Raw genomic sequence first — 13,629 nt, 5'->3', positions numbered from 1 at the left:
GTCAAACGCCTGAAACTCAAGTACGCCGACCCGCCGAAAGGTTGGAGACGTCAACCGACTCGACGCATCCAACCCAAGATCGTCAGACTCCTCCCCAGATTGGTTTAGAGGTCAAGCAACGGCATTGGCGGGCGGCCTCACTGCGCGGGACCGCGGTGTCGCGGACGGCGGTGACGGCCCGCTTGGTGACCGCTCGCACGTGGGTGTCGGGCAGGGTCATCAGTTCTGTCACCCACGGGGTTTGTGCGGACAGTCGTTTCCAGACGACCAGGGCTGCGATGTCCGTCTTGCCGAGGCTGCCGGTGCGCTCGGTTCGCTGCGCGACTTCGTGGAAGACCTCGTCGTAGTGGGGTGAGAGGTCGGCCAGGTAGTCGGCACGGGCGGGGATCAGGACGTCCCACACCCGGCCGCAGAGGGCAGCGAACTGCTCGCCAGCTGTGGAATCCGTGGTCTTCTTCACGGCCGCGTCATCCTGTTCGGGCCGGTTGGCGGGTGCGGGGGCGCCTTGCTTCTTCGGCGAGGTGGTCGAGCTGGATGGCTTCGAGTGATTTTTTGGTGATGCGTTCGGTGCCGTCGCAGATGGCGGTGATGGCGGCTTGGCGGATGAGGCGGGCGAGGCTTCCGATGCGGCCGGCGGTGCGCTGGTGGAGGTAGGCGGCGTGGGCCGGGAGGGTGCCGGGTTTGTGCTGGGTCAGGTCGAGGGCGGCTTCCATGTCGGTGACCAGGTCGGTGAAGGGGCGGCGGGTGCCGTGGCGGGCGGGGAGGGGGCCGCAGGTGATGAGGCTGGCGCGGCCGGCGAGTTGGGCGCCGCGCACTCCGGCGAACAGGGGTGTGGCGGCGACGTCGATGCCGGTGTAGACGAACGTGGCTTTGATGCGTTCGGTGAGGTCTTTGAGGAGGTCGGCGGCTTCGGCGCCGGTGGTGGTGCGGGGATTGAGGCGGTGGATTTCGTCGATGAGGACCAGGCGGACGCCGACGGCGGTGTAGGTGTGGCAGACGGCGCTGGTGATCTGGGCTTGGGTCATGCGGGTGGTGACGGGGATGCCGAGGTAGCGGGCGAATTCGGTGGCGAGGGTTTTCGCGGTGGCGCCGGGCGGCACCAGCAGGTACGCCACCGGCACCTGGTGGTGGGCGCGGCCGGGCGGGGCGGGGTGTTTGCGGGTGTGGGCGAGGTGGCAGGTGCGTCCGACCTCGAGGAGGGCGGTCGTTTTCCCGGCCGCGGCGGGGCCGGTGACGATCAGTGAGGGCCGGGCGGTGGTCTGCTGGTGGCGGCCGAGCAGCATCAGGGTGCGGACCTGGGTGGCGAGGGTGTCGATGGCGGGGGTGCGGACGGTGACGAACGCGGAGTGGTAGGCGAGGCGCTCTTGCGTGCTGCGGGGTGCATCGCCGGGCTCGGGCGGGGTTTGGGGTGGGGTGGTGGCGAAGTGCTGCCAGCCCTGCCAGGTGGTGATCGGCCATTGCGGCTCGGCCTCGTGCGCGTTGGGCCGCGTGGTGTCTGCTTCGGTGTGGATGGGTCGGCTTGCCGGGCTGGGGGAGTGGCTGGCGGGGGCGGTGGTGGTGTGCGGGTGGGTGGTCACCAGTTGAGGGCTTCCTGGGCGGGGTCGTAGAGGCCGCCTCCGGTGTACGGGACGGGGGCGTTGTTGTCGCCGGGTTCTTCGTCGTTGGCCTGCTCCTGGTCGTCGGGCAGGTCGTCGAGGTCGTCGAGGCTGTCGTCGTTCCCGCCGTCGGCTTGCGGATCCCGGTCGTGTGGAGGGCGGGTGTCGGCCGTCGTCGGAGGTGTTTTCAGCGGTGCGGTGCGGGCCAGGAGGCGCTGCTCGCTGGGGGTGGCGGTGCCGGTGTGGGCGCGGCGCATGAGTTGGTCGAGGGCGTCGGCGAGGTCGGCTTCGTGGCGGTCGCGGTCGCCGTGGCGGGTGGTGATGGTTTTGATGTGCTGCCAGGTGGCGGTGTTGAAGGGCTGGTGGATGTGGTCGCGGTGGATCCACGGGACTTCTGTCAGGTGTCCGTCGGGCAGGCGTACCCAGATCTGGCGGGCGTCGTGGGGGTCGGTGTGGACCTCCCATTTGCCGCCACGCGCGGTGATGGGGGAGGGCTGGCCACGGTAGGGGGCAAGGACGTCCGCGTCGTAGGTGCGGTGGTCGATGCGGATCCCGCGTTCGGTGATGGCCTGCCAGCGCACCGGCAGCAGTTCGAGGTAGTCATTGCCGCTCAAGGGGAGGGACACGTAGCCGGCCACGGCGATAAGGGCGGCCCACATCTGGTTCGGGGTGAGCGCCTTTTTGGGCAGGGTGGGGTGGCGCAGGCCTTCGTGGGGGCGGTGGTGGTAGTGGACCAGCCATTCGTCCAACAGGTCCTGTAGTTGGGCGACGCTGAAGCATGCTTCGGTTTCGGCGTCCGGCCCGCGGCGGGTGACATCACAGCCGGTGTAGCCGGGCAGGTGCTGGCACAGCAGGGCGTTGATGGTGCCGAAGGTGCGCTCGACGATGCCTTTGGCGGCCGGGGCGTGGGGCGGGGTGGGCTGGACGCTGATGCCCAGGGTTTCGCAGGCGGCGGTGAAGGCCGTGGACAAGTAGACCTTGCCCCGGTCGACGACGATCGTCTCGGGCACCACGACCGGCCGGGCCGCCGCGCCCTTGAGCCGTTCGTCCAGGTTCATCAGCCGTCCCAGCTGGGGGAGTTGGGCGTGGGCCAGGCGCAGTGCGTCGGGCCAGGTGGGGCGGGCCGGGTGAGGGACGGCCATCTCGGCCAGCAGCAGGGCCGCATCCACGGCCTTGGTGCCGGCTGGGCGCAGGACGGCGGCGAGGATGGCGCGGGTGGCGACGTCGACGGCGATGGTCAGCTCGGGCCGGCCGGTGGTGCCGTCGTCGAAGACGGCGAGGACGTCCAGGCGGGTGGTGTCGATCTGGACCTGTTCCCCGGGCCGTAACGCGACGGTTGGGGTGAACCCCCGCCCGTCCTGCGTGAGGGGTGGAGTGCGCACGGGGCGGCTGGGATGGTCTGCGGGATGGGCGAGTTGGCGGACGAGCCGGTAGAAGGTGGCCTGGGAGGGCAGGGGCACCGTGCCGCGGCCGTGCCGCTCGTGAAGGATCCGCGCGACCAGGGGTTTCAGGCCCGTGACGGTGCCCTTGGAACGGCCGCGCTGTCTGCGCAGTGCTTCCTCGATCGCGGCGATGACGCGTTCGTCGGTGCGCCCGGTGGGGCTGGGGCGGCGGGTGGTGCGGTGGTCGACCAGGCCCCACAGGCCCTGTTTGCGGTAGGCCAGGCGCAGGCGCTGCACCGTCGTGCGCGAGACGCGACCGGAACCGAGCGCGGTCAGCTCCTCGGCTTTGGCCTGCTCCCGCTCGGCCAGCGTGAAACGCTCGGGGTCGTATTGCGGCCGCACGGTCCCGCCGCTGCCGGGCCCGTCGGCAAGACCGCACTCGACTTCCCGGATATGCCGCTGCCAGGCCAGCGCCTTCTCGCGCGCCGCTGCGGGCGCGGTCTCGAACAGCCCCCACTGCGTCACCGCCTGGGGCATCTCGGCCCCCACGATGGTGAAGGACAGGTCGGCGAACAGATGTCCAGCCAGAACGGTCTCGTCTTCTCCCGTCTCACCGGCCAGGTGGACCTGCTGCCCCGCCAGAGCCACCACCTGCCAAGTGCGGTCACGGAAACGGATGTGCGCACCGACCTCAAGCACCGGCCTCCCACCGCGCCGCCCGCTCACCGCCCACCCCCGCTGTCCGGGCCGCAGGTTCGGCTACCGTCTGCCGTGCCCCCGAAAGCCTGCTGCGGGCTGCCGTCACAAGAACCGCCGCCTGGGGCATCGCCGTCGTCGCTGTCGTGACGGCCTGTCGTATCGCCGACGACGGGGAGGGCGCCCGGCCCGACCAGGACCCGCTCGTGCAGCGGGGTCTGAAGGGGCGTGGTGAGGTGGCCGTGCCACAGGGCGTGGAAGACGGCAGGCAAGACCTCGATCGGGTACCCGACTGCTTCGACGCCCTCGATCAGCGGCCGCGGCCGTGCGAACGCCTCGCACACGGCGGCCGTGAGACCAGGGCGGCCGCCGTTGCGGGGGTGGCGGTAGCCGGCCAGCCACTTCAAGTTCGCAGCCCACACCTTCTCCAGCGGCTCAAGACGCCGGTAGCCCCAGCCGACCTGCGCGCACGCCGCCTCGAGGGCCGCCGCGGCCCGCTGCGCCCGCTCGCCGCCAGCCTCCGGGTGGCCGGGGCAGTCGGCCAGCAGGGCGGTGCCGTCGCTGTAGCGGGCAAAGAGCTGCGGCACCCACGAGCGTACCCGTCCTTGGCCGTCGCGCCACAGCAGACGGACCGGCCGCCCGGCCATACCGACCACCTCAGGGTCGCGGTCCAGCACCATCAACTGCGCCCGCATTGCGGCCGACCCGCAGGCCACATGCCGGCCGGTCGTGGCCGACCACCACCGGCCCGGCCCCCACCGACGCCCCGGCACCACCGGGAACGCCGACACCGGATCCAGCTCCTCGAACGCCACCGCCAAGGCCGCGTCCGCCCACCGCTGCTGCACCACCTGCCCGACGGGGTCGACGAAGACCGCCTCGAACCCCGCCCCGATGCTCACCTTCACCCACCCCAGCCAAACAGGCCCCGCTACCAGCCGGAGCTGCTTTGCGCATTCTTGATCACACAGCGCCGGGCGATGAGGTACCGCCCCGCACCGCAGATGACGGCCCGTGTACGCCTCCCGCCGCCCGGTAGATGCTCACCGCTCGCCTCCGGACCGCTCGTTGTAGTGGTCCGCGAGCGCTTCGGCCAGGGCGCCGGCAGGCAGGCGGGCCCACTGCGCCAGGTCCTCCAACGCGACCCCGGCCTGCAGGGCTGCTGCTGCGGTCTCCCGCAGGGCCTGGTCGATCAGTGTGGCGGCGTGGCCGAGGTTGTCCAGCAACTGCCGTGCGGCATCGGCGGTCTTGCCGTACTGGGCGCCGCGCAGCTGGGTCAGCTGCTCTTCGGCGTCGTTGACCAGGCTGGTGATCAGCGCCCGCCGCTCGGCCGGTACCGCCGCGCGCCAGGTGGTGCCCGAGCCGGGCGAGTTGCGTTCCTTGGCCAGGACGCGCAGCTGGCTGGCCATGGGCGCGCTCTGGTGCTCCTGCTTCAGCCACCATGGGTTGTTGGCGTATCCGGGTGGTCCGCCTTCGCCGCGGCGCAGGCGGATGACGCTGCCCATCCAGGCGATCAGCGGCCCGCCGTAGTCGGTCGCGGCCAGCGGCCCCAGCCACTCTCGCCCCACCCGCACCCCCAACTCGCGGCAGAACGCCCCGTCGGCGGGCAGCAGCCGCGGCCGCTCACCCCCGCTGTCGGTCCACGCCAGCTGCGCCATGGCCGGGTCCAGCAGCGCGTCGGCTACAGCGACCACCTCGGGGAAGACGACCGCATCCCGCCCCACGATCCGCCACCGCTCCAAATCGGGCCCGGCGTCGCCGCCCGCGACCTGGTGCAGGCGGCGCGGCCAGATCTCTTCGCGCTCCCAGTACAAAGCCTGCTCCCACCACCGGGCGACCACCGCATGTGCCACAGCGAACACCTCGCCAGGCCCCGCCCCCACCCGGACGGCACGCCGCGCCACACCCGCCCACCGCCGCTGCGCCGCCACCACCTCCGGGACGCCGCCCAAGTCCAGGTGCTCCAGCGGCTGGTCGGCGTCTGCATCCAGCAGCCACCGCCCGTGCCGCCCGCACACCCGCTCCCAACGGTGCGCGTACCGCACGACCTGCACCCGCGCGCCCGTACGCCGCGCCGCACACAAGCGGCACCCGAACGCCACCGGACCCACCACCGCACCGCCCACCCGCCACACCGCCCGCGGCACGCCAGGCTCCTGCGTGGCGAGCCTGTCGTCCTCCCTCCCCCAGGACGGCAGCGCCCGGCCCAACAGCCCCTCGTCGACGCCACATAGCCGCGCCAGCACCTGTCGCCCAGCCGCATCGAGTAGCACCTCCGCATCGGCACGCTGCGCTCCGCCCTCGTGCCGCGGACGGTGGTTGCGCCACTGCCAGCAGCTCAGCAAGGACTTGACCTCCAGCCCGTAGACGGCGGCGATCCTGCCGATCAGCGACCATGTCGTCTCGCCAGAGAGCGGAGCGATACGCAAGACCCCCTCGCGCGCCCGGCAGCCAGCGCCGTCTGCCGCTGTGGCATCAGTCCCAAACACGGGGGACAGCTTGGCGGGTGGGCCGGACACCACGCCAACCCGGGCCGCAGCCCTCCAAGCGAACCTTGCGCCGCATTCTGGACACGGGCCTGGCGAACGGGCCCAGCCAGTGACGTCTCACCGCTGAGCGACGCCCTACAGATGACACCGACTGGCTGCCTGCCCGCAACCACCACACCGCAGGCAGCCAACAAGCTGCCGACCGCTGACTCTCGCAGCGCACCCACTCCGCGGGCAGCAGCCAACACCCCTCACACCGCCGCCCAGTCGAGTCCGAGGTCGGCCAGTCCATGCATCGGGGTCAGCGGCACGGCCGACGGTTCGGCATCGGCCGAGCCCTCCGCGGCGCGCAGCGCGACCAGCATCCGGCGCAGGCCGGAGAGGGTCTCCCGGCTGGCCGTCTCCACCGCGCCCAGTGCGTCTCTGGCCCGCTCCGGCTGAGTTATCACCCGGCGCGCCGCACCGGCCTGCAGCGCGACGATGCCGATGCTGTGCGCGACCATGTCGTGCAACTCGCGGGCGATCCGCGGCCGTTCGCCCGCCACCGCGCTGTCGGCCGCGTGTGCGCGCAGCTCGGCGTGGTGCTCGCGCGCCTGCCGCGACGAGTTGCCCAGCAGCCAGGCCACGACCGCCGTCAGCGCCACCGCCAGCATGGTCGAGGTGCCGATCACCCAGCCGATCGCCAGCCGCAGGGACGGATAGCCGATCAGCACCGTGGCGGTCATCGCCGCGGCGATGACCGCCACACGGCGCGGGCGGCTGGACGCGACGAACCAGAGCGCGACGTCCGCAGCTGAGCCCGAGCTACGAGGCAGAGGGCTACCGATCACCAGTTAGTGGCACGCCCCGGTCGTGCGCCGTTGTCGCGCAAAGGCAACGGTGATCGCTTGCAGTCACCTTCGCCATCGAACGTCAAAACGACGTCTAACATTTGCCTAAAAGCATGCCAGAATTCGTCTAAAGTGCTGTAGCCTTGAGGTATGGGCGATGACCAACTCGACGGTGTCGAGGCTTTGCTGGAAGAAGCACGCCTGACCGCACGGATGCCGCCTCCCGCCGAGCGGCAGCGGCTGCGGGAGGCGGCGGGACTCTCGCGCGCTCAGGTGGCGAATGCCGTCGGGGTGGGCCGTCAGACGATCGCCAACTGGGAGTCGGGTGACACCGATCCGCAGCCGCCGGGGCGGGTGAAGTACCTGCGCCTGCTGGAGGGCCTCGCCCAGATCCACCCCGCACCCGTGGCTGCCACGCCCCAGGCCCCTATCGAAACCACCACCCCGCAGGCACTCGTGCCTGCTTCGGACCTGCCGCAGTCCGCGTTTCGTCCGGATGGTCTGGTGGTGCAGGGTGAGCCTGAACCGTGCATCCGCTGCGGCGTGGTGACTCCGTTCAAGGCCACCGACGGCCGTTCGCTGCACCCCGGTGCGATGTGTCAGCCCGCTGTAGCCGCACTGTCCCAGCGCCCTGCGGAGCCCGGTGCGCCGCAGGCACCGGCGGCAGCTTCCACGACTCCGCAGACCGCCAACACTCCAGCCACCCCCGCCCCCAGGACGGCCGCCCCCGCCCCCGCCCCGGCCGCCGCGACGCCCTCACCCACCCCCGCACCGGTGCCGTCCCGGCCGCAGCGCCGGGCCAAGTCGGCAGCCCGCGCCCAAACCGAGACCAGCGGCCTGATCACCCGGGCTGTGCACGAGGAGTTGGAGCGTGCCGAAGGCGACGCGGACGCTGCGCTGCAGGCGTTGATCAAGCGTGCGATCCCCGACGTGATGCGGTTGTTCGAGGAGACCCGCGCGACCGCCCGCTACCAATACACCGCCTATCCGACCCTGCCCGACATCCTGCACAAGCCCTCGAAGCGGGAGCCGGACCACATCTGGGAGGCCCGCCCCAACTTCCACCACCCCCACTACTCCCTCAAAGCCACCGGTACCATCGCGGTCACGGCTTTGGACGCGAACGCGGCCTACCTCTCGGCGTTCAAATCCTGGCTGCCGATCGGGAAGTTGGAACACCACACCGGCAGCCACGGCGTGGACCCCAAACGCTCCGGCGTCCACCTGATCACCCCCGCACCGTGGAACCACCCGCACCTGCCCGACCCCCTCGGCGACCGCGACCAGCCCGGCCCCCTGTGGATCACCGACGCCACCCTGCGCCTCCTCCTGCGCCTGTCCGGCCCGAAATACGGCCTCATCGACCCACCGGCCATCCACGAGTCATGGACCTCGGGCGCGACGGAGAACTTCCTCGACGCGCTGCGGAAGGTCTTGGCCGCGGCCAGGGAAACGGCTATCGCCGAGGACGACAGCATCACCGAGGAGTACGTCAAGGCGATGTATTCGAAGTTCGTCTCCACGATGGGGGAGTCGATCCACAACCGCGCACTCCAGCGCCCGGACTGGATGCACATCATCCACAGCCAGGCCTACGCCAACCTGTGGGGCAAGGCCTACAAGGCGCACCAAGCCGGCCTGGAGGTCATCGCGATGATGGGCACCGACGAGCTGCACGTCACCGGCGACTGGCGCCGCGTCTTCTCCGAAGGCCGCGGGCTGGCCCAGATGAAGATCAAGCACAGCGACGCCAAGGCATCCGGTGAGTACACCGTCGGTAAGGTGGCCCGCTGATGGCCCAGGACTCCCGCTGGCGCCACTACGGCCACTACGGCGCTCGCGGCCTGCCCGGCTGGGTGGCGCTGGCCGAAGGCATCGACAAGATGGTCACCGGCATCGAATCGCCCGTCACCTCCGAACGCGGCCTCGCCGCCCGCCTGCGCTACCTGACCACCTCCGACGCCGGCTACGAAGCCATGGACCGCGCCGGCATCCACGTCCGCCCCGCCACCCTGATCGCCTGGCTGGCCGAGGAGCGAACGCCCAGCAAACCCCACTTGGCCCGGCTGGACGCCGCCTACTGGGCACTACGACGCCGCAACGTGGTTGCCGACCTCAAACGCCGGCTGGGCAACCGCGGCCGCGGCACCCGTATCGAGATCGACCCAGCCGACCAATCCTGGGTCGCCCCCCGGCACCGCCGCACCGTGCAGACGCGCTCGATCAACGTCCGCGGCAGCATCTGGGACCGGGCCGTCGATGCCTGGATCGCCGACGACACCCGCGAACTCGAAGCGATCTGGGACGAGATCATCCAAGGCGGCCTGGGCACCGACTGGGACGCCTACACCTTCGTCTCATCCGTCGGCTGGGCCGCCTGACCAGCACACGGAAGAAGGGCCCGGAATAAGGGTAATTGGCTCCGGGCCCGTACCCGCGTCACCGGACCCCGTCCGATACGCGCCGCACTCTGCGCCACAGGACAGGGAACGCGCTCAGCGGCCGGCCACGAGGTGCCAGGCACCGCTCACCCTCCATGTGTTGGTCCGTCACGCCGTTGCCCATTCCAGTCCGAGGGCGGCGAGTTGTTGGCGTTTGTCGTCGGCGAGCTTGGCCCGCCTCGACTTGGTGTTCGACAAGAACACCCCGAGTCGGACTTCGGTTCCGTCCGGCAGAACCTCTACGTGATCCCGGCTGATGGGCCCGACCGAGCCGGTGCGGGCCTTGTACTGTCCCAGGGCCGCGACACCTCGTTCGAAGGCGCCCTGCCGTGTCTTCGCCGACTCCTGCTTCTTGACCGGCTGTGGGGTGATGCCGAGTGCAGTCAGGCGTTCACACTGCCCGTCGCTCAGCTGCTCCCAGCCTTCGCGCTGGGCTTGCAGCCACGTACCGACGTCCTGACCGCGGTAGGTCACACCGGGCAGCACTTCGGCCAGCGTCGCGCCCCCGGCGAGCAGGTCAGCAAGGGCGGCGTAGCGGCGTTGCCAGTCGATCGGCCATGCAGGGTTCCAGTCCGGGTCGATCGCCGTCAGGGCCCGCCGTCGTTCTTCGGCCCGTTCTTCGTCCTTGCCCAGCCCGCCGGGTTTGCGGAGGTTGGCGAGCCATTGACCAACCGCGACCCCTTCCACCACGGCGTCCTTCGGGGCGGCGAGGCTGCCGTGCACCGCGTAGTACGTCCGCGCCGCGGCCAGGTTCTTCCAGAAGCGGGAGTCGGTGACGGACCAGACCATGCCCAGTTCGTCGAGGAGTTCGGCCCGCCATGCCTTCAGCGTCCCCGCACGGAACGCGCGCCGCTGCTCGCTGACCCATGCCCCCAACGCATACGTCCCACCCGCGCCTTCGCCACCGCAGCCGCCGTTGCCAGCGCCGACTTCCCCGTCGCTCTCGGTCGTTCCGATCGGCACGACGGCGTCCAGCGGCACCTGCGCATCGCCGTGCTCGGCGACCCATTTACGCAGGGCGTTGTAGCCGGCTAGCCAGACTTCTGAGTCCGGTCGCAGGACACGGGTGCGCAGGAAGCTGGCGATGACGTCGGGGTGACGCGGTAGCGAGAACCGCAGCAACGGCACCCCCGCCGCTCCGACCCCCTCACCCTCGCTCCCGCCCGGGCCGCTGTCAGCCTCCGCCGACGCCCGGCCGCCCGCAACGGCGACGCCCACCTCGGCGTCCTCCGCGGCGGGTCCCTCGGCGCCCTCACCGACAGCCGCCCGGCCCTCCTCCTCGTCCTCCTGGTCTTCTTCCTGCTGCGGGTCGAGCGCCACCACGGACACCGCCTTGCCTCGGGCGCCGCGGGTTCCCAAGACCATGCGTTCGATGATCCGCTCGTCGTGGGCCCGCAGGCCCTGCAACACAGCCACCAGCGGCCGGTAGCTGGCCGAGGCCATCATGTCCTCGGGATCCTCCCCGGGCTGCAGGAAGATCGGCACGATCAGCCGCGCCACCTTCCCCTCGCCCGGATCCTGCCGCAGGCCCCGCCCGGTGATCTGCACGATCTCCACCGGCGAACTCCGCGTATCAGCGAAGACCACCCCACCGACCCCACGCTTGCCGCGGATGTTGACGCCCTCGCCCAGCACCCGACAGGACGCAAGAACGCCGAAATCGGTCACCCATCCGTCGGAGTCCAGGCCGTCGGCGAACCGGTCCAGGACCGCCCGCCGGTGCGCGGCCGGGTGCTCCCCGCACAGCCACTCCGCTCCCACCCGCTTGGGATAGACGGCCGGGTTCATCTCGTGCAACTCGGCGGTGGTCTCCGGCAGCGCCCGGGTGAAAGCCATCGCATCCAATGTCCGGGAGTGGAACGTCATCAAGGACCGCACCCCGCACGCGTCGGCATGCTTGAGCAACGCGGCCTGTAGCGCTGCTAGGCGCCGACCGCGCACCTCCTCCAATGAGGCGTCCGGCCCTGGGGCTTCGGGGTCGCGGATCTCCAGGACGTCGATCTCGAAGCGAGCGAGGATGCCGCGCTCGATGCTCTCCATCAGCCCCAACTCGTACAAAACCGGGCCGTAGAGTTCCTCGTCATCCATCGAGGCGACCAGACGCCCCTCTAGGGCCGCTGAACCGCCCCCCAAGCCGCCGACTGCGCCCTCCCGACCCGACCCACCAGCCACGCTGGGGGACGCTTCCCACAGACGTGGCGTGGCGGTCATGTACAGCCGCCGCACCGCCGGAATCCGCCCCTGATCGTGAACCGCCGCCCACGCCTTCCCCAAGTCCCCGGAGCTGCGGTGCGCTTCGTCGACGACCAGCAGGTCGAAGGCCGGCATGCACTGCCCATACGAGCCCCGCAACGCCTGCTCCAGCACCCCCGGCGCCATCCCCGCCCCCACGCCCTCGACGTAGCCCATGCCGGGCTCCTGGTCGCCCTCCAGCCTCTGCTGGTCGTCTTCCAGCCCCTGGGGAGCGAGGCTGGCGTAGGTGGCGACGACCACCATCGGCCCGCCCCCACAGGTCCACAGGGCGAGTTGGGTGGGGTTGGTCGTGCACCGCACCCTCAGCTCCTCCAACAGCGGATCAGCCCCAAGAGAGCACACAGCCACCATCGGCGCAGCATGGCCGACCGCACGCCACGCCTGGACCGTCTGCGTCAGCAGATCCAACGTCGGCACCACCACGCCCACCAGCCCCCGCGGCACCATCCGGCGCGCCGCCACCGCCGCCGTGATGGTCTTTCCTGACCCGGTCGACGACACCACCTGACCGCGTAGCCCCCGGGCAGGAACCACACCATCAGCAGGTAGCTCAAGGCCCCGGATAATCGCGTCCAAGGCTTCTACCTGATGCCGCCAGAGACTGATCTCGTCCACTTCCTGAAACTCCCCACTCCCATAATCGTGAAAATTGTAAAGACCTGCACGTGTCCGTCCGGGACGAACTGTGCCGAACCGCCAGGCTTTAGCGTGGCGCCGCAGCGGGGCTTCCTCGAACTCCTCACTCCATACGGCTTCGAGCCAGAGGCGGGCGGTTTCGATGCGCTCGCAGATCACGATGCGCTCGGGCTGCTCGCTCAGCTGGTACACGCCATCGGGCCCATACCCGCGGGGAAGAGGACGCAGGCGGGGTTCGCCTGGTATGGAGCTGTCCGTCGCCCCAGGGACGTTGGCCGGGAAAGGCGACGACCCGGGTGACGCAGCACAGGGAGCCGTACTGGCACGGCTCGACTTGGTGCAGCTCGCCGCGCTGGCACTGCGAAGCGAGGGCAGGTCGGTGACCGTAGTGAGGAACCGCCGACGGGCGGACTCCTGCTGACAGGCCCCGCCCTGCGGCCCCTCCAGCCTCCTCGCGCCCTGAACTGACCGCACGCACAGCCTCTTCCGGCGAGCTGGCTTCAACGAAGGGGGTGACCGTCAACGCCCCGTAATGCGCGTCGTCCTGATGCTGCGCCACCAGGCCGTACCGCAGGGTTCGTCGGCGGTCATCGGGTCGCCTCGTGGGTGTAGGAGTCCATCCTCTACTCAGCCATGATGTAGCTGATGCGGTGCCATTCGGCATGGTTCCACTCAGCGTTGCGTCGGGAACCGTATCCCGGTTCGTCAATTCCGTGTCTGGTCGGACGGTCGCGTTTTCTCCGCCTCGGCAGCTACCTTTTTCTGAGCGAGTCCAGTGGCTTTATTCTGGGCAGTCCCACGGACCAGTTCGCATGCGGCAAATTCCTCGATCTGCATGATGTGATCGTTCCTGTGCGGGAACCCCCGAGACCCTGAGGGGTGGTGCTGCTTTTTCACAGACTCTACCCGGTATCATGGAGTGATGCAGTAGATTCGAGAAGATAGACACGAAGGAGACACATCGACTATCGTCGTCCATGGAAGTCGTCACAGGGTACCCCATCCCAGCGCCCTGACAGCACGTCAGACAGTAACAGGCAACACAAGACGACCCACCCAGGCAGGTTCCCGACACAACGCCACCCCACACTCCCATCTCCTTGTAGCTAGCCAAGTTTGAACAGGCACTACATGACCACCAGTCACCACCAGACTTGCGGTACCACTCCATACTTGGCGTGTGAATTCCGGAGGAATTCACCAGTAGTTCCGGAGGAACTACTAAAGCCCCGTAGGGGCTTAGCCACACCCGGAGGGTGTGGCATCTGACGACACGTAGTGTCGTGCGTCGTTCCTCCGGAGGAGGA

The 13,629-nt window shown here is 70.0% G+C and carries 9 protein-coding genes; 2 read left to right on the top strand and 7 right to left on the bottom strand.

The window, feature by feature from the left end:
• Positions 1-82: 82 nt before the first annotated feature.
• From P2L57_RS39285 to P2L57_RS39260, 6 genes are all read right to left on the bottom strand, one after another.
• Positions 83-460: a hypothetical protein gene (locus P2L57_RS39285; protein WP_275823294.1), complete on the bottom strand. Its 378-nt coding sequence runs from the start codon at positions 458-460 to the stop codon at positions 83-85.
• A 7-nt stretch (positions 461-467) separates the two neighbouring features.
• Positions 468-1,451, bottom strand: coding sequence for a TniB family NTP-binding protein (locus P2L57_RS39280; RefSeq protein WP_275823296.1), 984 nt, complete (start codon positions 1,449-1,451; stop codon positions 468-470).
• Positions 1,452-1,573: 122 nt separating this feature from the next.
• Positions 1,574-3,703 (bottom strand): TnsB C-terminal domain-containing protein, encoded by a 2,130-nt coding sequence (locus P2L57_RS39275; protein ID WP_372516093.1) that lies wholly within the window; start codon positions 3,701-3,703, stop codon positions 1,574-1,576.
• Positions 3,700-4,575, bottom strand: a complete 876-nt coding sequence (locus P2L57_RS39270; RefSeq protein ID WP_372516092.1) for a TnsA-like heteromeric transposase endonuclease subunit — start codon at positions 4,573-4,575, stop codon at positions 3,700-3,702. Before P2L57_RS39270 ends, P2L57_RS39275 begins: the two co-directional genes overlap by 4 nt.
• 141 nt (positions 4,576-4,716) lie before the next feature.
• Positions 4,717-6,102, bottom strand: coding sequence for a DNA-binding protein (locus P2L57_RS39265; RefSeq protein ID WP_275823288.1), 1,386 nt, complete (start codon positions 6,100-6,102; stop codon positions 4,717-4,719).
• Between the two features lie 311 nt (positions 6,103-6,413).
• Positions 6,414-6,992 carry a histidine kinase gene (locus P2L57_RS39260; RefSeq protein WP_275823286.1) on the bottom strand — a complete coding sequence of 193 codons (579 nt, stop codon included), beginning with the start codon at positions 6,990-6,992 and terminating at the stop codon, positions 6,414-6,416.
• Positions 6,993-7,142: 150 nt separating this feature from the next.
• Here P2L57_RS39260 and P2L57_RS39255 point away from each other — a divergent pair, with 150 nt between their 5' ends.
• Together P2L57_RS39255 and P2L57_RS39250 are read left to right on the top strand one after the other, a co-directional pair.
• The gene (locus P2L57_RS39255; RefSeq protein WP_275823284.1) at positions 7,143-8,786 is read left to right on the top strand and encodes a helix-turn-helix domain-containing protein; all 1,644 of its coding nucleotides are present in this window, start codon (positions 7,143-7,145) and stop codon (positions 8,784-8,786) included.
• A complete protein-coding gene (locus P2L57_RS39250) occupies positions 8,786-9,373 on the top strand; it encodes a transcriptional regulator (protein ID WP_275823282.1) in 588 nt (195 codons plus the stop codon). Before P2L57_RS39255 ends, P2L57_RS39250 begins: the two co-directional genes overlap by 1 nt.
• Before the next feature lie 168 nt (positions 9,374-9,541).
• On the opposite strand, the gene P2L57_RS39245 is transcribed toward P2L57_RS39250, so the two are convergent.
• A complete protein-coding gene (locus P2L57_RS39245; protein WP_275823280.1) occupies positions 9,542-12,301 on the bottom strand; it encodes a DEAD/DEAH box helicase in 2,760 nt (919 codons plus the stop codon).
• Between the last annotated feature and the right edge of the window lie 1,328 nt (positions 12,302-13,629).

The sequence above is a fragment of the Streptantibioticus ferralitis genome, from assembly GCF_029223525.1.
GTDB lineage: Bacteria > Actinomycetota > Actinomycetes > Streptomycetales > Streptomycetaceae > Streptantibioticus_A > Streptantibioticus_A ferralitis.
The sequence above is the reverse complement of the archived record's forward strand: the minus strand, read 5'-3'. Positions and strand labels throughout refer to the sequence as shown.

What these genes read in the sequence shown, in the direction of transcription:
- P2L57_RS39255 (WP_275823284.1), top strand. Translation starts at nt 7,143, where the DNA reads ATGGGCGATGACCAACTCGACGGTGTCGAGGCTTTGCTGGAAGAAGCA.
- P2L57_RS39250 (WP_275823282.1), top strand. Translation starts at nt 8,786, where the DNA reads ATGGCCCAGGACTCCCGCTGGCGCCACTACGGCCACTACGGCGCTCGC.